A 20,602-nucleotide genomic window follows, 5' to 3' on the forward strand; every position below is an offset into this window, starting at 1 on the left:
GCCGGTACAGTGGGGACCGCTGAGCCCACCTGGGTCCTCCCCGCGCCCGCGGGGGTAGCCCGATGATCAGGAGGTCCGTACTGGTCGGCTCCGGGGTCCTCCCCGCGCCCGCGGGGGTAGCCCGGTGGACCCCAGGTAGACGACGCTCGGGCCGCGGTCCTCCCCGCGCCCGCGGGGGTAGCCCATCGAACCCTGTACCGGGGGTGGCAGCAGTGCCCGTCCTCCCCGCGCCCGCGGGGGTAGCCCGTCCTACGGGCACCAGACGGTCAAGACGGTGACCCTCCTCCCCGCGCCCGCGTGGGTAGCTCCAGTCAGCCGGGTACGGCGGTGGGACACGAAGACCTCCATGCGGTGTGGGCCTGGGCAGCTCCACCGCATGGAGGTCTTCGCCGTGATCAAGTGCTGACGGCGTCAACAACGCTCGTGGTCAGTACGGTTAGTCGCCTCCGCCTCCGGAGCCGCCACCGGAGCCGCCGCCGTCACCTCCGCCGGAGCCCCCGCCGTCGCCGCCGCTGCCTGAGCCGCCGTCTCCGCTGCCGCCGCCGTACCCGCCGGAGCCGTCACCGCCTCCGCCGTAACCACCGTCGCCTCCGCCGTAACCGCCGTAGCCGCTGTCGCCGCCGTAACCTCCGTCGGAGGAGCCGCCGTACCCGCTGTCACCCCCGCCGTAGCCGTCGCCTCCGCCGTAGCTGCCGTCGGAGGAGCCGCCGTCGTCGCCGGAAGCCGCGGCGCTGCCGTCATCGCCCGAGTCCGACGCGGCGGCCGAGTCCGTGCCGTCGTCGCCGGGTGCGGACGCGGCGGCCGCATCCCCTGCTGGGGCTGCCGGGGCTGCGGGGGCCGCCGGAGCGGAATCCGCAGGGGCTGCCGGGGCGGAATCCGCCGGGGCTGCCGGGGCTGCCGGGGCTGCCGGGGCGGCGGCAGGAGCCGCGTCGTCTGCGGCAGCGGGAGCCGCCGCAGCGGGTGCGGCCGGTGCGGCCGGTGCTGCGGGGGCCGCCGGTGCTGCGGGAGCCACCGGTGCCGCCGGTGCCGCGGGGGCCGACGCGGTCGTGCTCGTGGTGGTCGCGCCCCAGGGCGAACCCAGCATCGCGCCCGGCGTGCCGGCGATCGACCCGCTGTAGGCGCTCGCGGAGACGCTGGTCCCGGGCGGCCCGGAGATGCTCGCGGGAGCGGCGCCGGGCGCCTGTGCCGTGGCGGTTCCGCCGTCGGGAGCCGAGGCGGTCGCCGAGGAGACGCCGCCGAGCGGGCCGCCGATGCCGGTCGAGGTGGCCGAGGTCGGTCCGGAGCTGCTGGTGGCGGACGCCTGTGCGTTGCTGCCGCCGGCTTCGCTGCCGGCCGCGGACGAACCGGCCGCGGAGGTGCTCGCCGACGCGCCGGTCGCGCCGATACCGGCCTTGGCGGCGCTGCCGAGCGGCCCCGAGGCCGCGCTCGCGGAGGTGTCGCCGCCCGGGCTGGAGGCCGCCGCCGAGGAGGAGACGGCGCCGGAGTCCGCGTTGGCGCCGGAGAACCCGCCGCCCTTGGTGCTCGCGGAGGAAGCGGCGCCGGCCTGGCTGGAGCCGCTGGTCGCGTTGGCGCCCTGGCCGCCGCCGTAGGCGTCGGATGAGGCGGTGCCCTTGCTGGTGGACGCGTTGGAGTCGGCGCCGGAGCCGCTCCCGGTCGCGGTGGCGTCTCCGACCGAGAGGCCGCCGCCGGGACCGGCCTTGGCGGCGCCCGCGCCGGCCGAGTTCGTACCGCTGCCGTACGCGTCGGCACCCGCGCCGGTCTTCCCGTCTCCGACGCTCGCGCCGGCGGCGGCCGGGGCGCCATGGGAGCTGTTCCCGTAGGTCGCCCCGAGTCCTATCGCGCCGGACTCCGGCCCCGAGCCGTTGCCGCTCCGGCCGGCCTGCCCGCTGCTGTCGCTGCCGTACGAGCCCGCCCGTGCCCCGCCGTTCGCACCCGGCGGATCCGCGAGGGCGCCCCCGGTCAGGTGCAGGACGCTCAGCACCGACGTCGCGGTCAGGATCGACGCCGTGCGCAGCGCGCGCCCCTTTCGGCCTCCCCCCGTACGGTCCGCCGGCCGGCCCGTACGGGTCACCGGAGGTCGGGCGCCATCCTCCGGTGACGACTCTTCTGCTGCCATGCGCGGCTTCCTTTCAACGACACGTTCCTGGCACGTTCCTGACGCGTTTTTGACGTGTTCCCGGCGTGTTTCCCCGCCCGTTCCACAGGCCGCTCCTCGTACCGACTGCACCAGCAGCACCGGTGTCCTCGGTGGTGTCGGCCGCACCGACACCTTCGCGTACCGCCTTCCCGTTGGGCAAGGGCTCACGCGCGGACCGCGCCCCGTACCCGCGCCGGTGGTAGGGGCGGGTACGGGGCGCGGAGGTGGGGCCGACGCCGTCGGGGGGGGTGCCTCTATGTCTTTCGTCAAGTTTGGGGTGGTCATGCGGTGGCTGCATCGGATTGGGGTGGGTCGTAGAAGGTTCCGTCGCGGAGCATGGCGAACAGGACGCTGATGCGGTGGCGGGCGAGTCGGAGGAGGGCTTGGGTGTGGGTTTTGCCGCGGGTCCGGCATTTGTCGTAGTAGGTGCGGGAGGCGGGGTCGTGGAGGGCGGCGAAGGCGGAGAGGAACATCGCGCGTTTGAGCTGGCGGTTCCCGCTTCTGGGGGCGTGCTCGCCGTGGATCGAGGTTCCGGAGGATCTGGTCGCTGGTGCCAGGCCGGCGTAGGAGGCGAGGTGGGCGGCGCTCGGGAAGGATCTGCCGTCGCCGACGGTGACCAGGAGGACTGCGGCGGTCCTGACGCCGACGCCGGGCAGTGACGTCAGGACCTGGGAAAGAGGGTGGGCCTCCAGGAGTTCGCTGATCTGGGCTTCCAGGGCTCGGCGTTGCTCGTGGACGGCCGCGAGGGAGCGGGCCAGGGACGGGACGACGATGTCAAGGGTGCCGGTGCCGGGGACGGTGACGGTCTGTTCGTCGAGGGCGTCGAAGATGTCGTCGATGAGTCGGGTGGCCATGCGGGGGGCCTTGGGGCGGATCAGTTCGACGAGCTTGCGGCGGCCGGCTGTGCGTAGGGCGGTCGGGGATCCGTGGCGTTCCAGGAGCCAGGTGACGGCCTGGTGGTCCAGACGCGGGCCCAGGACGCGTTCGAGGCTGGGGTGGAACTGGGTGAGCAGGCCGCGTATCCGGTTGGAGGTGCGGGTGGCCTCTGCTGCGAGGTCCTGGTCGAAGCCGATGAGGACGGTGAGTTCGGCGGTGATCTCGTCGGTGAGTTCCAGCGAGCGCAGGGTGTGGGGCATGGTGCGGGCGGCGTCTGCGATCACTGCGGCGTCTTTGGCGTCGGTCTTGGCCTCGCCCGGGTAGAGGTCGGCGATCCGGCGCATGGCAAGGCCCGGCAGGTAGGCGACCCGGCAGCCCGCGTCGCGGGCCACGGCCAGTGGCAGGGCGCCGATCGAGGCGGGCTGGTCCACGACCACCAGCACGGTGCCGAACTTCGCCGCGAGCTTGCCGAAGACCGCCCGCAGCTTCGGTTCGCTGTTGGGCAGCTGCTTGTCGAAGACCGTCTTGCCGGTCGGCGTCAGGCCGTGCCCGTGGTGGGTGCTCTTGCCGACGTCCAGTCCGAGGAAGACGCCCACACCGCTTGTGTCGATCACCGTGCCCCCACATGCTCGTTGCCTGCTGGCCTGGGCATCGGGGCCGTTCTCGCGCATCCACGTTATGCAGACCTGCCGCCCGCGGATGGCCGGGCATTGCGCCGGGCCGGGCGGCGGCCGGACCTCTCATCAGCGTCTCCGACGGCACCCCTCGGGCCCGGTGACACCACCCCCCAGGTCATCCGATCGACAGGGGGCAAAAGTCATACCGGGCCCGGAGGCCAGCGGCCCTCTTGCAGGACCACGAAAAACATAACGGGGGCGGCGGGCCGGGGGCTGGCGGTGCGCACCCGCCAGCGGTCAGTTCGCGCAGGTGAGTTGGGCCAGCCCCCAGTCGGCGTGGTCGTAGTTCTTGCCGTCGCCTCCGTCACCGGCCGCCAGTGTCAGGGTGTGCACGCCGGTGACGTCGGCGGTCAGGTCGGTCGCGTCCTGGCCGCCGTGGAGCACGCCGGTGGCCGCGAGCTGCCTGCCGTCGCCCAGCACGGTGAACGTGACGCTGCCCTGCCCGCTGGTCTCGTCGTCGACGCCGACGTGGGCCTCGAAGCGGGTGCAGCGGCCCTGGACGTCGATCTGCACCTGGGCCGGCGCGTTCATGCCCAGGCCCTTCGGGTACACGGTGGCGCCGATGGTCAGGGGGTGTCCGTCCTGCCCGCCGGCCTCGCCGTTGGACTGGTCGCGCTCGACCGGCCCGTAGCCGTTGGTCTCGGTGAGGAAGGGCTGGTCGCTGGCGTAGACGGTGCCGTGCAGCGGGATGGAGACCCGCGCGATCTCCTCGACGTGGATGGGCGGTGCCTTCCCGCCGGCCGGGTTGGCGTAGGTGGCCACCACGGGTACGTCGACCTCGCCGCCGGGCTGGTCCTTGCCGACCGTCACGGTCCAGCGGCCGTCGAGCGCCCTGCCCGCCGGCAGCGAGCCGGCCGTCACGTCCCGGCCCGAGGCGGTCCAGCCCGCGGGGAGCCGGTCGCGGTCCACCGTCAACCGCACCTGGCGCAGGGCCGTTCCCTGCGGCAGTTCGAACGTCGCGTCGATCCCGACCTTCGCGCCGGGGCCCGCGGTCGTGGCCGACGGGTCCAGGGCCAGGGAGGTGGCGGGCGCCGTGATCACCGGATGGTCGCAGTCGGTACGGCCCTTGGTCGCGGGGCAGGCCAGGGCGACGAACCCGCCGTTGGCGGCTGCCGGGACGTCGAGGGTCTCCTTGGCGGTCACCGTCCGCACGGTGCGCTGGAGTTGGCCGTCGCTGTCGCCGACCGTCTCCAGTAGCCACGTGCCCTTGCCGAGGAAGCCGAGCGGTGCCGTCATCGTGTCGCCCGGGCCGGCCAGGATGCCGCCGACGAACCAGCGGTCGCCGTTGCGGCGGGCTATGACGGCCTGCCGGTCGCCGGCCGGCTGCTGGCCGGGGCCGCCGGATACCAGGTGCGTCTCGTCCCAGGTGGTGGGGAGCTGTTCGAGGTAGCGCTCGGCCACCGGTTGGGCGGCGAACCCCTCGGGGTTGTCGCCCAGCGACGTCCAACCGGACTCGTAGACCACGGGAAGGGCCAGCTCGTGCGCCAGGGAGTCCTGCCGGTTCGGGCGGGAGAACCACGTCGGGGTGTAGTCCATCGAGCCGACGATGTTGCGGGTGAAGGCGAGGAAGATGTCGCGGGTCGGGTTCTGCCCGTTCTCCTCACCGCGGACCGCCTCGACGCTCATCACCTGCGGCCAGGTGCGCTGCAGGCCGCGGGGGATCGTCGCGCCGTGGAAGTCGACCATCAGCCGGAGCCTCGCCGTGTCCCGCAGAATCGCGTCGTACCACTGGAAGGTGGACTGGGAGTCGGAGTACATGTAGTCGACCTTGACGCCCGCGACGCCCCACGCCTTGACCTTGGGGAGCCAGTCGTCGCGCTGCTGCTGCGTCTTGAGGTCGTTCCAGTCGAACCACAGGATCACGTCCACACCGCGGGCCCGCGCGTAGCGGACCAGCTCCGGGACCCAGCTCGCCTGCCATCCGGCGTCCACCAGGGTGTACTGGAGCCCGTGTTCGGCGGCGTAGTCCACGAAGTCGCGCTGCCGGTCGTAGTCGCCGGGGCTCGAACCGTCGCTGAGCCAGGACCAGTCGTCCACGCCCGGCCGTATCCAGGAGGTGTCCTCGACCTTCGAGGGCGGCGCGAGGTCGTCCACGAGGGTGGAGCCGACCAGCGTGTCCAGGTCTCCCACGATCGCCGTGCGCCACGGCGTCGCCAGCGGCCCCTGCGAGGTGACGGGCGCGTCGTCCGCGAGCGCGACGGAGTACGCGCCGCTGCCGTCCACATGGTCGAGGTGGCTGCCGGAGTACCGGCCGTCGACGTCCGCCTCCGTCAGCAGCACGTATGTGCCGCCGACCTGGAACAGCGTCGGGTAGCCGAACGAGCAGGTGTCGCCGGTGCAGGTCCGGGGCTGCGCAGTGTTGGCCGCGCCCGCGGTGGTCTCGGTGCGCTCGGTCTCGTAGCTGGTCGCGTAGGGCTGGACCCATGCCTCGGCGTCCGTCGGCAGGTCGAACGTCGACGCCTCCTGGGTCACGGTCACCGTGCCCTTGTCGTCCAGCAGGTACCGGTAGGCCACACCGTCGTCGGACACCCGCACGGCGACGCCCAGTTGGGCTCCGTCGGCGCCGCGGAAGGTGAACGTCGCCTCCCGCATGGTGGCCGAGCGCCGCAGCTGCTTCCCCGTGGTCATCCGGTAGGACTCGTGAACCGTGCGATCCTGACGTCTGATCAGTTCCAGACCCGTCGTCAGATCGTGCTGGTCGGTACGGATGCCGAGTCGGCCCGGCAGCAGCACGGGCGCGCCGCCGCGGTCGACCGCGAGGTGGAGCTCGCCCGCGGAGTCGAGGTCGAGCTGCGCGGTGAGCGTCGAGCGGCCGGGGTCGTCCACCGTCCACGTGTCGGTCGAGTGCGGTGCGGCGGTGGACGGCGCGGCAGCCGCCACGACCAGTCCGCTGCCCAGCAGCGCCGACAGGGCCACGCCGGTCACCACCCGCCGGAGTCTTTCACGCCTGAGTCGCATGCATGTCCTTTGCCGTGGACTGCCGGACGCCGCCGGAAGCGATCCCTGCTCTGTCTCCACTACGGGCTCGACAGTCGTTGGATGAACAACTACGAACGTTTTCCGAGGTTTTCCATCACATGTCACCGGAGTCCCACACGTGCGTCAAGCGTTTGGACCGAGTTGGATCGAGCTCGCCGCGGCTGGCTCCCGCTCGTGCCGCGGGTGGTGCCGACGGACGGGCCCGGCGCGGGCGGCACCGGACGGTCGTGGGCGGGGCGGACCTCGTCCCGGAAGCACGGCTGCCGGCCCGGCGCGGCTTGGACCTCATCGGCGGTGCCCGGCGCGGGGCAACGCCTCGGCCGGGCGGACCTTCACCGCGCGGCACACCTCGGCCGGGCGGACCCTCACCGCGGGGCGTGTGACGCGCGGGCGCGGGCTGCTCGCCCGGGCGCCCGGGAAGAGCGGCTGGCAGCCGCCGAGCGGGCGGGCCGCGCCAGCCGCGGCGGCGTCCAGCGCCTGGTCGGCGGCGCGACGTGGGAACCCCGAGGCGCCCCGACGTCGCCAAGACCCCCGACGTCCCCGGTGAGGGCGATGGCCGCGTGTGCCGCGCGCGTGCTGACCGCGGCGCGGCCGGAGACGGTTCCACCCTCGAACGGCGGCCTCCGGATCCAGGCCGCGGCCTCCCCGCTCCCGGCTCCCTGGCCTCCCCGCTCCCGGTCGGCGGCGCCGGGGCGGCCCCTGCCTGCCGTGGTCCGCCCGCAGGGGGAGGGTGCGGGGGTGGGGCGGGGCGGCGCGCCGAGCTGTGGGCCTTCACGCCGGCGGCCCGGGTGTCCGGGCCGGTCCGGTGGTCGACGTCCGTCTGGGCGGGCCGGGAAGGCGCGCCCCGGCGATCACACCTCAGACGTTCTTGATCGCCGAGATGTCGAAGTTGAGCTTGATCTTGTCGGAGACCAGGACGCCACCGGTTTCCAGCGCGGCGTTCCAGGTCAGGCCCCACTCGGAACGTGAGATCTCCGCCTTGCCCTCGAAGCCGACCCGCTCGTTCCCGAAGGGGTCCTTGGCGGCGCCGTTGAACTCCAGGTCGATGGTGAGCGGCTTCGTGGTGCCGAGGATGGTCAGGTCGCCGGTGATGCGGTAGTCGTCGCCACCCAGGGCCTCTGCCGCCGTCGACCGGAAGGTCATCGTCGGGAACTCGTCCGTCGTGAAGAAGTCGGCGCTCTTGAGGTGGCCGTCGCGGTCCGCGGAGCCGGTGTCGATGCTGTCCATCGTGACGTCGAGGGTCGCCGTGGACCGCTCCGGAGCCACGCCGTCCAGGTGCAGCGAGCCGGTGAACTCGGAGAACTTGCCCTTGACGTTGGTGACCATGGCGTGGCGCGCGACGAAGCCGATGGTGGAGTGTGCCGGGTCGAGCGTGTAGTCGCCGGTCAGGGCGGCCAGGGCGGGGTTCACGGCCGACGGCGTCGCGGCGGTGGTGGTGGCGGTGGCGGTGGCGGTGCTGGTGCCGGCAGTGCTCTTGCGGCTGAAGATACCCATGACGTGCTCCTGGGGACGGGCGCGACTCCGGGGTGGAGCCTCGACATTCTGTTGAACATTCAACCGCTTCAACGAGGGTGGTCGCCGGAGTATTCCGTCCGCGGCGGATGTTTTTTCCGCCTCCGAATGGCACGTAGGGTGACCGACGCTGTGCGGAACGCGGCGACAGTGGGCAGTCGTGAGGCGGGACGGGGGCCGAGGGCCGCAGGGAAGCCCCGGGCTCCCCTGCGGGATCGGCACGTCCTCCGACGAGGGTGCGGCCGGGCCGCGACGCGCCTCGGGAGGCGGTGGGGAGGGCGTGGATACTGGCCCCATGCGCATCGACTTCGACCCGCGACAGCAGGGCCGCAACGACTTCTACAAGCTCATGACCTCGGTCATCGTGCCCCGGCCGATCGCGTGGGTGTCGACCACGTCCGCGTCCGGCACGGACAACCTCGCGCCGCACAGCTTCTTCAACGTCGCCTGTGTGGAACCGCCGATCGTGCAGTTCGCGTCCGTCGGGCGGAAGGACTCGGTGCGGAATGTCGAGGAGACCGGGCAGTTCGTGGTGAACCTGGCGCCCGAGCACCTCTTCGAGCAGGTCAACGCGACCGGAACGGCCTTCCCGCGTGAGGTCAGCGAGTTCGACCAGGTCGGTATCGCCCGCGAACCCAGCCTGCGGGTCAAGCCGCCCCGGGTGGCCGCGTCGCCGGTCGCGCTGGAGTGCGAGCTGCACAGCACCCTGCGGCTGGGAGACTCGACGGTGGTCTTCGGGCGCGTGGTGCACGCCGCGGTCTCCGAGTCGGTCATGGTCGACGGCCTGCCGGCTGTGGAGCGGCTGCGCCCGCTGTCCCGGCTCGGCCGCGACGAGTGGGCCACCGTCGGCGAGATCCTGGAGATCAAGCGCATTCCCGTCGAGGAGTGGCCGAACCCGTTGGGCTCCTGACCGGTCCCGTCGGGCCGCCCGGCCGACGCGGTTGGGGCTCCTGGCCGGTGCCCTTGGGGGCTCCTGGCCGGTGCCGCGCCCGGTGGCCCTCCGTCGGCGGTGACCGGTCAGCCGGCAGGGGCGTCGACTCGCTCCTCGACCGGCGCCGCCGCGCGGTCCGCTGAACGGCGGGAGCGGCGCGCCCAGGCCGTCGCGGCCACCGCCGTCACCCCCAGAAAGCCCAGGGCCAGCAGGAACACCGGCGAGGTGGGCGAGGCGGCGCGGGCTCCGGCGACGACGTACGCGGCGGTGTTGGCCACGCTCCCGACCGCCGTCGCGGCCAGGAACGGGCCCAGCCGGGCGCGGGAGAGGGCCGCCGCGTAGTTCGCCGCGGCGAACGGCACGCCCGGGAAGAGGCGCAGCGCCAGGGTGCTGCGGAAGCCGTGGCGGCTCAGTTCCTGGTCCAGCGAGAGCACCCACCGCCCCCGCAGCAGCGGCCGCAGCGCGTCGCGCCCCAGGTACCTGCCGAGCAGGAAGGCGAGCCCGGCGCCCAGCACCGTGCCGCCGACCGCCGCCGGGAGGCCCGCCTGGATGCCGTACAGGGCTCCCGCCGCTGCGTTGAGCAGCGGGCGCGGCACGAACGCGACGGTGGCCAGGCCGTAGGCGAGGGCGAACACCAGGGCGGCGCCGGAGCTCGACGTGTGCGGCGGCCAGCCCTGCGTCAGCAGCCGTTGCGGGTGGCAGGCGAGCGCCACCCCGATCGCGGCCCCCAGCACCGCCGCCAGGAGGGCGAACCGGGCCCAGGGGGACGCGGCCGGCCGCAGCCGCCGCACCGCCCGTCCGGGTGCCGGGTCCGGCGACGGCACCGGCCCTGGCCGGAGAAAGGCCGGGCCGGAGGACGGGAGCGGAGCCCCCTCGGCCCGGCTGTCGGGTGCGGGCGCGGGTGCTGGCGGCGGCGCTGTGGCGGAGTCGGGCACCCGGCGAGCGTAGCCGAGCCGTCGGCAGTGGTCACCGGCCCGCGTCACCGGGCGGGCGGGACGGGCCCGGGCCGCACCCGATCCGCACGGCGCGCGCCGTGCGGGGCGGTCCGTGGGGGAGGCGGGGCGGAGCCGGGCCTCAGGCGGGGCGTCGGGCGCCCGGGACCGCCGGACGGTGAAGGCGCCCCCGGGCGGGGCGCGCCCTCACTGTCCGGTCCGGCACCGTCACGAGTGTTCGAGAACCTCGTCGCGCACCCGCGGGCCGCCCTCGGCGACGACGGGGGAGACGGTGGACGCCGCGCCCGGACGGCGGTCCAGCACCCCCGCGGTCACCGCGATGCCCAGGCCGACCACCGCGAGCACCGCGCCCACCAGGGCGGGCGACGTCCAGCCCCAACCGGCCGAGATGGCCGCGCCGCCGAGCCACGCGCCACCCGCGTTGGCCAGGTTGAACGCGGAGTGGTTGGAGGCGGAGGCGAGGGTGGGGGCGTTGCGCGCCTTGTTCATCACCAGCACCTGGAGCGGTGTGGTGGTCATGAACCCGACCCCGCCCAGCAGGACCACCGCCACGGCGGCCGTCACCTTGTCGTGCGCCATGAAGGGGAAGACCACCAGCACCACCGTGAGGGCGGCCAGCGAGCCGTAGAGGGTGGGCCGCAGGGCCCGGTCGGTGAGCGGTCCGACGGCCAGCGCGCCCAGCGTCATGCCGATGCCGAAGAGCGCCAGCAGCAGGGTCACCGAGGAGTCGGAGTACCCGGTGACCTTGGTCATCATCGAGGCCAGGTAGCTGTAGACGGCGAACACGCCGGCGAAGCCGAAGACCGCGGTCAGCAGCCCGAGCACCACCTGGGGTTCGCGCAGCGCGCGCAGCTCCGGGCCGACGCCGGCCTGCTGGCCCTCCGGCAGCCGCGGCACCAGCAGCCCGAGCGCGGCCAGGGCCAGCAGGCCGACCGCCGCGACGACCATGAACGTGGCCCGCCAGCCCAGGTGCTGGCCGAGCGCGGTGGCGGCCGGCACGCCGACGATGTTGGCCACCGTCAGTCCGAGGAACATCCCGGCGACCGCGCGGGCCCGCCGCTCGGGGGCGACCAGCCGCGAGGCGACGACCGCGCCGACGCCGAAGAACGCGCCGTGCGGCAGCCCGGAGACGAACCGTCCCGCCAGCAGCGTCCAGTAGCCGGGGGCGAGCGCCGAACCGAAGTTGCCCACGATGAACAGCCCCATCAGCAGCAGGAGCATCTGCTTGCGGGGCAGGCGCGCGCCGAGCGCGGTGAGCAGCGGCGCGCCGACGACGACGCCCAGCGCGTAGGCGGATACGAGGTAGCCCGCGGTCGGCACCGACGTTCCGAGGTCACCCGCGACGTTGGGCAGCAGACCCATCATCACGAACTCGGCGGTGCCGATGCCGAAGGCACTCACCGCCAGGGCGAGGATGGCCAGGGGCATGGAAGGTTCCTCCACGGAAGACAGAGACACACGGAAGACGGAGACGGAAGACGGGTGGCGCGGGCGGGCCGGCGACCCCGGAACGCCTTAAGTTTAGCTGCGGAACAAAGTCTGCCACCACCGGAATTCCTCCATGTCACACCCGGGTGACGAGAACTCGACGTTCCCGTATCCGGGAGGTGCGGAGCCGGTCCGTCCTCCCTTCGGGAGCCCCGGCCTCCGCGCACCGTGGCCGCGCCGCCGCCCGTGGCCGCGGCGGTGCGGCCACGGGCCGTACGAAGCCGCCGGCGGGACGACGGGACTTGCGGGCGGCGGACGGCGGGCCCGGCGCACAGGAGGGCGCGGGCCCCGTGGAGGGCGCGGCGCGGGCGTCCGGACGGAGGGGGCACAATCGTGGCGTGCACGACGAGCCGACCCCCGTGACCCGCCGTGTCGACCTCGGCACCGCCAAGCTCCTGCCGGACCTGGACCGGCCCCGCGCCTGGCTGCTGACCGTGGACGACGCCCCCCAGTCGTACGTCGACCTCGACGACCCCGAGCACCTGGAGTTCGAGTACGTACGGCGCGTCGCCCACGTGGCGGAGGCCGCCTGCGCCGCGCCCGTCGACGTGGCGCACCTCGGCGGCGGGGCTCTCACCCTTCCCCGGCGGTTCGGCCGGACGCTGCCGGGATCACGCCAGGACGTCGTCGAGTTCGACCGGGGCCTGGCCGCGCTGGTCGCCGAGCACCTTCCGGTCGCCGACGACGGAGTGCGCACCTGGACCGAGGACGCCCGGGAGTGGCTGGCCGGCAGGCCCTCGGGGAGCCTCGACCTGATCGTGGCGGACGTCTTCGGCGGCGCGCGGGTGCCGGCCCGGGTCACCTCGGTCGAGTTCGCCGCGCAGGCGGCCCGGGTGCTGCGCCCGGACGGCGTCTACGTCGCGAACCTCGCCGACCGGGCCCCCTTCGCCTTCCTCGGCGGCCAGCTGGCCACGCTCCGCGAGGCGTTCGGGCCCGAGGCGGAGCTGGCCGTCCTCGCCGAACCCGGCGTACTGCGCGGGCGCCGCTACGGCAACGCCGTGGTGGTGGCCGCCCGGCGCCCGCTGCCGTGGGCGGACCTCACCCGCCGGTGCGCCGGCGACCCCTTCCCGGCGCGGGTCCTGGACACCGCCCAGGCGCTGCGCGCCTTTCCGGGCGCACCGGTGCGGGACGGTTCGGCGGCCGACTCCCCGCCCCCGCCGAGCGGGGCCTTCACCGTGGGGTGAGGCCCTCGCGGCGCCACGGCGGGCGGCGCGCCCAGCGCGGGGCCGTCCCAGTCCGCCCGGTTCAGGGCCGCCCCAGCTCGGGCCCGCCCGGTTCAGGTGCCGCCTGGTTCAGGCGCCGGCCGTGGCTTCGGCCTCGGCGACCGCGGCCTTCCCGCCCGCCGCGGGGACGTGGCGACGCTCAAGGCGTCGCACCTCCGGCAGCACCAGCACCAGGCAGGTGAGCAGGACGACCAGCCCGGCCGCGCCCCACAGGGTGTGCGTGCGCCCGAACGCCGACGCGGCCGGACCCGCCAGCGCGGCGGCGACCGGCGTCAGCGAGACGGAGCCGAGCCAGTCGTACGCCGACACGCGCGACAGCTTCTCCTCCGGGATCTCCTGGTGGAGCGCCAGCATCCAGCCGACGGCGAAGACCTCGATGGCCGTGCCCGCCGCGAACATCATCAGCGACAGCAGCCAGGTCGGCACGACGAGTGCCAGCGCCACCGGAGGCAGCGCCAGCGGGAAGACGCCGAGCGTCCCCACCAGCAGCATCCGGCGCGGGCGCCAGCGCATCATGAGCAGCCCGCCGCCGACCGTGCCCGCGCCGGCCGCGGCCAGGGCCAGGCCCCAGGGCCCGGCACCGCCGAGGTGCTCCCGGGCGACCAGCGGGCCGTAGACCGACTCGACGGCCATCACCACGCTGTTGACCACGCCGAACTGCACCACGATCCCCCACAGCCACGAGCGGGAGGAGAACTCGCGCCAGCCGTCGCGCAGGTCCGACAGGACGCTTCCGGAACGCGGCCCACTCTCGCGGGCCGAGACGCCCAGCCGTGAGCGCATCGCCGCCGCCAGCGCGAAGCAGGTCGCGTCCACGGCCAGCACCCAGCCCGGACCGACGGCGGCGACGAGGGCGCCGCCCACCGCCGCGCCCATGATCATCGCGCCGTTCATGGAGAGCCGGTACGCCGAGAAGGCCCGGCTCGCGTGCGCCGGATCGACGCTGGAGAGCACCAGTCCCTCGGAGGCGGGGGAGAAGAACGCCTGGCCGACGCCGCCCAGCCCGACCAGCAGCGCCATCGTCCACAGGGACGGCGAGCCGGTCAGCACCAGCAGGGCGAAGGCGGCCTGCGAGGCGGCGTTGAGAACGTTCGCGCCCACCATGACGCGCTGCCGGGGCAGCCGGTCGGCCACCGCCCCGCCGACCAGGAGGAACACCACGAGCGCCAGGACCCTGGCCGCTGTCACCAGGCCGACGTCCGTGGCGTCGCCACCCTGGTCGATGACCGCGTAAACGGCGGCGATGGAGGCGCCGGCGTTGCCGAGGTTGGATATGAAGGAGGCGCCGAGGACGAGGCGGAAGTCCCGTCCGACCCACTCCGGCGGCTTCGGCAGCAGCCTGCGGCGGCCGGCTGCGGGTGTGGGGGAGGAGGGCGGGGCGGCGGTACTCACCGAGGCACTATCCCTGACGAGGGGCTTTCGCCGCCACCTGGTCCCCGTCCGGGGCCCGGCGCCGGCCCGGCGGCCCGCGCCCGCCGCCGGCTCCGTCCGACGGTGCGCGCGCGTCCCCTCATGGGCGTAAGAGGGGACGCGCCACGGTTGGCGCGCCACGGTTGTAAGGGGACGTCCCCCTGCGATGTACCCCTTACAACCGCTGGCAAGAGGGGCCCCACTCCGTACGCCGCGGCCGCCCATCGGCCTCGGACGTGTGGCGGCCGGTGCGGCGCCGGAGCGACGGGGGCCGTGAGTTCCGTACGCCGTGGCCGGTGATTCAGTCCTTGAGCGGCCGGATGGTGCTCTTGATCCTGTCGACGACCGACTGGGCGAGCTGGTCGTTCATGCCGGTGTCGGCGTAGAGCACCCACACGACCGGGGTCGGGAGCCTCTGCGACGGGTCCATCCACGCCACCGTGTAGGCGATGCCGCCGGGCGGCGAGCACTTGTCGGCCTTGGGAAGGCCGGTGGCCGTCGCCTGGGCCTGCCAGCCGGAGATCCCGTGGTCGTTGTGGAACGCCCGGCTGTCCTCGGCCTTCGAGAAGGTGCCCTTGCCCTTGTCCTGGTAGGCCCAGTACGCCCACGACGCGGCCTCGGTCTCCGCCGCCTCGCGCAGGCTCCCGGCGCCCGCCGCGCCCTTGGTGCCCACGGCGCCCCGGTCCGCGCCGACGGAGTCGCCCGGGTCGCACCAGTCGTGCTGGTAGTACGCGGGGGAGCTCATCACCTCCTGGGGTTTGCCGTTGTCGTCCTCGAAGCCGATGCTCATGCTCTCCGCGTCCACCGTCCAGTCCGGCGGAACGTCGAAGGCGACGTTCCGCTCGCCGCCGCGGACCACCTTCCAGCCGGGTATGACGGACTTGACGCCGACGGAGTCCGGGGCGCCGCGAGGGTTGTCGGTCTGGCCGCCGTCATCCGACCGCGGCGCGGAGGGGGACGGTGCCGCAGCGCGCGTCGCGGTGGTGGCCGCCGTGGTGTCCTTCGCGGCCGGCCTCCCGCCGCCACCGCCGGTCAGGACGGTCACCCCCACCCCGACAGCGGCGGTCACGGCGACCGCCGCGACGACCGAGAGGACAACCGTGGTCCGGTTGCGGCCACCGCCCTGCGGCGGGAGACCCGGCGGCGGGGTGCCCGGCCCGAACCGCCACTGCGGGTGTCCGGCAGGGTGGGGGTAGGGCGGGGTCGGCGGACCGAACCCCGGGGCCGGCTGCCGGTAGGGACCCGGTTGGTAGGGCGTCCGCGGCTGCTGCGGAGGGTGGCCCTGGGCGGGCTGCCGCGCGTGGCCGTGATCCTCGTTCGGGCCGGCGGACGGCGGCGGCGCGTAGGGGCTCCGCGGCGGCGGACCCGGCGGCGGGGGCTGCCGGAACGGCCGCGAGTACCGCGGGGTGGTGGGGGGATCGCCCTGCGGACACCGCTCGCCCCCGGACTGCTGGTCTCCTGGCCACATGGCGGGAAACAGTAGGGGAGGCTCCGTCGGCAATGCACCTCCGGATTTCCTACCCGTTGGTAACCTGACGGTATGCCCGAGATACAGGCTCAAGACGCCCTGGCGGACGGTGCTTCCGCCGCCGCACCCGCGACTCCGGTGACTTCGACGGCCCAGGCGGACGAACCGGCCCGCCCCGCCGGTCCGGACGGCGCCCCCGCGCCCGACGAGGCCACCCGCTCACTCGGCGCGCTGCTCGCGTCGACCGTGCCCATGGTCGCCACGCTCAAGCTGGAGTACGTGGAGGTCACCCCGGAGCGTGCGGTGCTGCGGCTGCCCGATCAGCCCGAGTACCGCAACCACGTGGGCGGCCCGCACGCGGGAGCCATGTTCACCCTCGGCGAGTCCGCCTCCGGTGCCGTGGTGCTGGCGGCGTTCGGTGACACGCTCGGCAGGGCCACCCCGCTGCCGGTGCGCGCGGAGGTCGACTACCGCAAGATCGCCCGCGGCGACCTCGTCGCCACCGCGGTGCTCGGCCGCCCGGCGGGCGAGGTGCTCGCCGAACTGGACGCGGGGCAGCGCCCGGAGTTCCCCGTCGAGGTCTCCACCGTCCGCCCGGACGGCGCCGAGACCGGGCGGATGACGGTGGTGTGGACACTTCGGCCCAACGGCTGAGCGGTCCGGGGCCGCGGCCCGCCGACCCGTCCTGGGCGCCGGTCCCGGACGCCGGTCCTGGACGCCGGCCCGGCGTCCAGGACGGGGGCCGTATAGGGCATGCGGGGGTGCGCGGCAGGTGCTGCGGGGTGGTCGGGGCGACCGGCGCCGGCGGTCCGCCGCAACGGTGGGATCGCGAGCGGAATACCCGATCATCCGCCTGTTGTTCGGTTGTCGGGTGGTTGCGGCCGACCGGGTCCGCGGACCCTTCGGCTAGGCTTCCCGTAGCGTCGGCGCCCCAGGCTGACGCGGACCACCGTCCGACACGGGAGGGCACCGGCAGTGAACGCGCAGGGCTGGCTGGACGGCCTTCCCCCGCTGGCCGTCTACCTGACGGTGGGTCTGGTGGTCGGCGTCGAGAGCCTCGGCATCCCGCTGCCCGGCGAGATCGTCCTGATCACGGCCGCCCTGCTCGCCTCGCAGGGCCACGCCGACCCGTGGCTGGTCGGCGCCAGCGCCGTGCTGGGCGCCGTGGCCGGCGACTCCGTCGGGTACGCCATCGGGCACAAGGGCGGCAGACCCCTGCTGGACTGGTGCGGCCGCCGCTTCCCGGGGCACTTCTCAGAGGCCAACATCGCCGCCGCGGAACGCTCCTTCGAGCGCTGGGGGATGTGGGCGGTCTTCTTCGGCCGCTTCGTCGCGCTGCTGCGGATCTTCGCGGGCCCGATGGCCGGCATCCTGAAGATGCGCTACCCGAAGTTCATCGCGGCCAACGCCCTGGGCGGCGTGGTGTGGGCCAGCGGCATGACCGCGATCATCTACTACGTCGGCGTCGTCGCCGAGCCGTGGATCAAGCGCTTCGGGTACTTCGCCCTGGCCATCGCGGTGCTCCTCGGCATCGCCTCGGTGGTCGTCGTCAAGCGCCGGTCCGCCCGGGCGCACGAGGCGGCGCAGGCCGAGGCCGCCGACGGCCGGCGCGAGCCCGCCCGCACCCCGGCTGAATAGCGCCGCTCGAACAGCCCCGACCGGTGGTCCCTGCGGCGCGTGTCCGAGGTCCCACCTCTCCCGTCCTCCTCCGGACCTTCCTCCGCGGGCTTCACGTGCGGGCTTCCCGTCGTGCGCCCGGACGGAGCGCCGTGCCTGCCGGTGCGGCGGCAGCATGCCGGGTGCGCCGAGCCGGAACGGCCGCCGGGCGGTGTGGCCGCCGGGCGGACGGTTCGGCAGCCGTGCCCACCGGCAGGGCGCGGCCCGACGATCCTCCTCCGCGCCGGCCTGGAGCCGCCGCCCGTCACACGAGGCGGTGCCGCCCGCGGCGCCGTGGGTCGTGCGGCCGCGGAGCCGCGGGACGGGCTGAGATGCCGCACCTCGCAACCGCCCGTCGCGGCGAGCCGGTTGGCCGACCGTGCCGACCGCGCGGAACCGCGCCCCTGGGCCACTCGCCGTGGCGGCTGACGGCGCGCTCCCGCGCGGCCTCCGACAGCGGCCGCGGCGGCCCAAGAGGGGAGCGCAGCGTATACGGTGGGCCCGTGGCCGAAAACGAGAACGTGTTCTCCTCCGCGGTGTCCCGTGTGGCGGCCTGGCGCCGACGCGGCACGACGCGACTGGTGCACCGGATGTGGCGCCACGTCCAGGAGGCCGGGGCGGTCACCGCCGAGCGGCCCGGGCGACTGCGCTTCGGCAGGATCGGCTGGGGCACCCGCCTGGCCTTCCCCCTGGGCACGGTCTTCGGGGAGCACTGGATCCACCTGGGAGCCTGCTGCATCATCGGCGAGCAGGTCACCCTGACGGTCGGGCTGGCACCGGCGGAGTTGGACTACGGACCCGATCCGGTGATCACGATCGGCGACGGGGTCGTCCTGGGGCGCGACAGCCACGTGGTGGCGCTGGCGCCCATCACCCTCGGAGACAAGGTCTACTGCGGGCCCAACGTCTACATCACCAGCACCAACCACTCCTACCGGGACCCGGAGACGGCGATCGGCGAGCAGTGGCCCCACGCGGCGCCGGTGGAGATCGGGGCGGGCAGCTGGCTTGGCGTCAACAGCGTCGTGCTGCCCGGCGCGCGGCTGGGCCGCAACGTGGTCGTCGCCGCGGGCTCCGTGGTCCGCGGCGAGGTGCCCGACCACGCGGTGGTGGCCGGCGCGCCCGCCCGCATCGTCCGCCGCTGGACACCCGAGGCCGGCTGGCAGCCACCGCTGCGCCCGGCACCCGCGATCCCGGGCGCCGACGGCGGCTCCGCCTCCGGCCAGGACGGCGGCTCCGGCTCCGCCCCCGCCCGGGAACCGGCCGGGGAGCCGGGCACGGTCCCGGCTCCTGGCGATCCCGCCGCCGTCCCGCCCGAGCGGCGGCTGGACCTCGACGGCTTGGAGGAGCCCGCTGGCGCCTGAACCCCGGGCCGGGCGGACCGTACCCAGCCGCCAGCCGCCAGCCGCCAGCCGCCAGCCGCCAGCCGCCAGCCGTCGACGGGCGGCCGGGGAGGACCCGGCCGCGGGGAGGCGGGATCAAGCGCACTGCCGCGGGCCTCGGAAGCCCTTTGCTAGATTGCCCGCCATGCGAGCACCGATCGGTTCCTTCGAGGACGCCCGACCCGCCACCGAGCGCAAGGACCTCCTCCCGCCGACGGTCGCCGGCGCCGTCACCTCCGACATGCTGCATGTGGACACCGACCCGGCCAAGGCCGACACCGCCGACTTCGTCGCCACCTACGGCGCCGACCTCGACGGCTGCTCCGCCAACTGCGTCGTCGTCGCCGGCAAGCGCGGCCAGGACGTCACCCTGGCCGCCTGCCTGGTGCTGTCCACCACCCGCCTGGACGTCAACGGCCTGGTCCGCCGCCACCTCGGCGTACGCAAGGCGTCCTTCGCGCCGATGGAGACGGCGGTACGCGAGACGGGCATGGAGTACGGCGGCATCACGCCCGTCGGGCTGCCCGTCGGATGGCCGCTCCTCGTCGACGCCGCCGTGGCCGCCGCCCCCCACCTGGTGGTGGGCAGCGGTGCCCGCCGGGGCAAGCTCATCGTGCCCGGCCCCGTGCTGGCGGCGCTTCCGGGTGCGGTCGTCCTCGACGGCCTCGGCATCCCCGTCCCGAGCTGACCGCGACCGGTCCTCCCGCGGACCGGCCCTACAGCCGGGGAATCTCGATCGCGGGGCAGCGGTCCATCAGCATCTCCAGGCCCGCCGCGCGCGTCCGGTCGTAGGCCGCCTCGTCGACCACGCCGAGCTGGAACCAGACCGCCTTCGCACCTGCGGCCACCGCCTCGTCCGCCACCGCCCCGGCGAGGTCGGAGTTGACGAAGACGTCCACCACGTCCACCGGGAACGGTATGTCGGCCAGGGACGCGTAGCCCTGCTCGCCGTGGACGGTCTCGGCCCTGGGGTGCACGGGCACGATCCGCTTGCCGAACCGCTGGAGCACTCCCGCCACGCCGTAGGCGGCCCGCGAGGTGTTGTTCGACAGGCCCACCACCGCCCAGGTGTCACCGCTCTCGGTCAGGATCCTGCGTACCGTCGCCGCGTCGCCGTACACCCCTCGGCCCTCCACTCCCGCACGTCCTCCGTGCCGCGCGCAGGGCGCGGCTCTTTCCACGGGCGGCAACACGCTCCGGAACGGAGCCATTCCCCCGGGTCAGAGGTTCAGCCGTTCGGCGCAACCGCCTACCCTGGCCAGGTGGAGGATCGGTATCTGACGGTGGCCCGGGTCGGCACGTACGAGAGCGAGGTCAAGCGCTCCCGCTTCCTGTGCACGCTCGCCCCCGCCGAGAGCGAGGAGGCCGCGCAGGAGGCGGTGCGGGCCGTGCGGCGCGAGCACCCCGACGCCACCCACAACTGCTTCGCCTACGTCGTCGGCGCCGACGGGCGGTGGCAGCGGGCCGGCGACGACGGCGAGCCCGGCGGCACCGCCGGAACCCCGATGCTCCAGGTGCTGCTCGGCCGGGGCGTCCGCGACACCGTCGCCGTCGTCACCCGCTACTACGGGGGCGTCCTGCTCGGCGCCGGCGGCCTCGTCCGGGCCTACGGCGGCGCCGTCTCGGCCGCCCTCGACAGCGTCGGCACCGTCGAGCGGCGGCGGCTGGCGCTGCTCACCGTCACCGCCGGCCACGGCCGGGCCGGCCGGCTGGAGAACGACCTGCGCGCCGCCGGCCACACCCTGCGCGAGGTCCGCTACGGCGCCGAGGTCACCTTCCACCTGGCCGTACCCGAGGGCGACGTGCCCGCCTTCCGCGGCTGGCTCGCCGACGCCACCGCGGGGTCGGCCACCTGCGCCGCTGACGGCTCGGCCTTCGTCACCCTCTGACGACCCGCCCTGGTCCGCCGG

At 74.6% G+C, this 20,602-nt stretch carries 16 protein-coding genes and 1 CRISPR repeat array (1 of these 17 only partly in view); of the genes, 7 read left to right on the forward strand and 9 right to left on the reverse strand.

Annotation, left to right across the window (positions count from 1 at the left end; all coding sequences use genetic code 11):
* Positions 1-308: a CRISPR direct-repeat array (repeat unit 28 nt) (it extends 212 nt beyond the left edge of the window).
* 128 nt (positions 309-436) lie between these two features.
* The 4 genes from BS72_RS37590 to BS72_RS30705 form a co-directional block, all read right to left on the reverse strand.
* Positions 437-2,116: a hypothetical protein gene (locus BS72_RS37590; protein ID WP_198545985.1), complete on the reverse strand. Its 1,680-nt coding sequence runs from the start codon at positions 2,114-2,116 to the stop codon at positions 437-439.
* 302 nt (positions 2,117-2,418) lie between these two features.
* Positions 2,419-3,627: an IS110 family RNA-guided transposase gene (locus tag BS72_RS30695; protein WP_037910641.1), complete on the reverse strand. Its 1,209-nt coding sequence runs from the start codon at positions 3,625-3,627 to the stop codon at positions 2,419-2,421.
* A 300-nt stretch (positions 3,628-3,927) separates the two neighbouring features.
* On the reverse strand, positions 3,928-6,648 hold the full coding sequence (locus BS72_RS30700) for a glycoside hydrolase family 97 catalytic domain-containing protein (protein ID WP_232792585.1): 2,721 nt from the start codon (positions 6,646-6,648) through the stop codon (positions 3,928-3,930).
* An 879-nt stretch (positions 6,649-7,527) separates the two neighbouring features.
* Entirely contained in the window at positions 7,528-8,163 is a 636-nt protein-coding gene (locus BS72_RS30705; protein WP_037915157.1) for a YceI family protein, read from the reverse strand.
* A gap of 313 nt (positions 8,164-8,476) precedes the next feature.
* On the opposite strand from BS72_RS30705, the gene BS72_RS30710 reads away from it, so the two are divergent.
* Positions 8,477-9,091, forward strand: a complete 615-nt coding sequence (locus BS72_RS30710) for a flavin reductase family protein (RefSeq protein WP_037915160.1) — start codon at positions 8,477-8,479, stop codon at positions 9,089-9,091.
* Positions 9,092-9,198: 107 nt separating this feature from the next.
* On the opposite strand, the gene BS72_RS30715 is transcribed toward BS72_RS30710, so the two are convergent.
* Together BS72_RS30715 and BS72_RS30720 are read right to left on the reverse strand one after the other, a co-directional pair.
* The gene (locus tag BS72_RS30715) at positions 9,199-9,936 is read right to left on the reverse strand and encodes a TVP38/TMEM64 family protein (RefSeq protein ID WP_051951862.1); all 738 of its coding nucleotides are present in this window, start codon (positions 9,934-9,936) and stop codon (positions 9,199-9,201) included.
* 336 nt (positions 9,937-10,272) lie between these two features.
* The gene (locus BS72_RS30720; RefSeq protein ID WP_037915162.1) at positions 10,273-11,493 is read right to left on the reverse strand and encodes an MFS transporter; all 1,221 of its coding nucleotides are present in this window, start codon (positions 11,491-11,493) and stop codon (positions 10,273-10,275) included.
* Positions 11,494-11,891: 398 nt separating this feature from the next.
* On the opposite strand from BS72_RS30720, the gene BS72_RS30725 reads away from it, so the two are divergent.
* On the forward strand, positions 11,892-12,737 hold the full coding sequence (locus tag BS72_RS30725; RefSeq protein WP_037915165.1) for a spermidine synthase: 846 nt from the start codon (positions 11,892-11,894) through the stop codon (positions 12,735-12,737).
* A gap of 108 nt (positions 12,738-12,845) precedes the next feature.
* On the opposite strand, the gene BS72_RS30730 is transcribed toward BS72_RS30725, so the two are convergent.
* Complete coding sequence (locus BS72_RS30730; RefSeq protein WP_232792586.1) at positions 12,846-14,168, reverse strand: MFS transporter; 1,323 nt, start codon at positions 14,166-14,168, stop codon at positions 12,846-12,848.
* A 319-nt stretch (positions 14,169-14,487) separates the two neighbouring features.
* A complete protein-coding gene (locus BS72_RS30735) occupies positions 14,488-15,255 on the reverse strand; it encodes a hypothetical protein (RefSeq protein WP_157856366.1) in 768 nt (255 codons plus the stop codon).
* A 630-nt stretch (positions 15,256-15,885) separates the two neighbouring features.
* Here BS72_RS30735 and BS72_RS30740 point away from each other — a divergent pair.
* The 4 genes from BS72_RS30740 to BS72_RS30755 all read left to right on the forward strand — a co-directional run bounded on the left by BS72_RS30740 (position 15,886) and on the right by BS72_RS30755 (position 19,380).
* Complete coding sequence (locus BS72_RS30740; protein WP_037918456.1) at positions 15,886-16,308, forward strand: DUF4442 domain-containing protein; 423 nt, start codon at positions 15,886-15,888, stop codon at positions 16,306-16,308.
* Positions 16,309-16,629: 321 nt separating this feature from the next.
* On the forward strand, positions 16,630-17,292 hold the full coding sequence (locus tag BS72_RS30745; protein ID WP_037915170.1) for a DedA family protein: 663 nt from the start codon (positions 16,630-16,632) through the stop codon (positions 17,290-17,292).
* Between the two features lie 521 nt (positions 17,293-17,813).
* Positions 17,814-18,674 (forward strand): acyltransferase, encoded by an 861-nt coding sequence (locus BS72_RS30750; RefSeq protein ID WP_232792587.1) that lies wholly within the window; start codon positions 17,814-17,816, stop codon positions 18,672-18,674.
* A gap of 163 nt (positions 18,675-18,837) precedes the next feature.
* Positions 18,838-19,380 (forward strand): YbaK/EbsC family protein, encoded by a 543-nt coding sequence (locus tag BS72_RS30755; RefSeq protein WP_037915173.1) that lies wholly within the window; start codon positions 18,838-18,840, stop codon positions 19,378-19,380.
* Positions 19,381-19,408: 28 nt separating this feature from the next.
* Here the strand turns inward: BS72_RS30755 and BS72_RS30760 are convergent, their stop codons facing one another.
* On the reverse strand, positions 19,409-19,813 hold the full coding sequence (locus BS72_RS30760) for a CoA-binding protein (RefSeq protein ID WP_037915176.1): 405 nt from the start codon (positions 19,811-19,813) through the stop codon (positions 19,409-19,411).
* Positions 19,814-19,954: 141 nt separating this feature from the next.
* Between BS72_RS30760 and BS72_RS30765 the strand changes: the two genes are divergently transcribed.
* Positions 19,955-20,581 (forward strand): YigZ family protein, encoded by a 627-nt coding sequence (locus tag BS72_RS30765; RefSeq protein WP_037915179.1) that lies wholly within the window; start codon positions 19,955-19,957, stop codon positions 20,579-20,581.
* Positions 20,582-20,602 lie beyond the last annotated feature (21 nt).

It is taken from the genome of Actinacidiphila yeochonensis CN732 (assembly GCF_000745345.1).
Classification (GTDB): domain Bacteria; phylum Actinomycetota; class Actinomycetes; order Streptomycetales; family Streptomycetaceae; genus Actinacidiphila; species Actinacidiphila yeochonensis.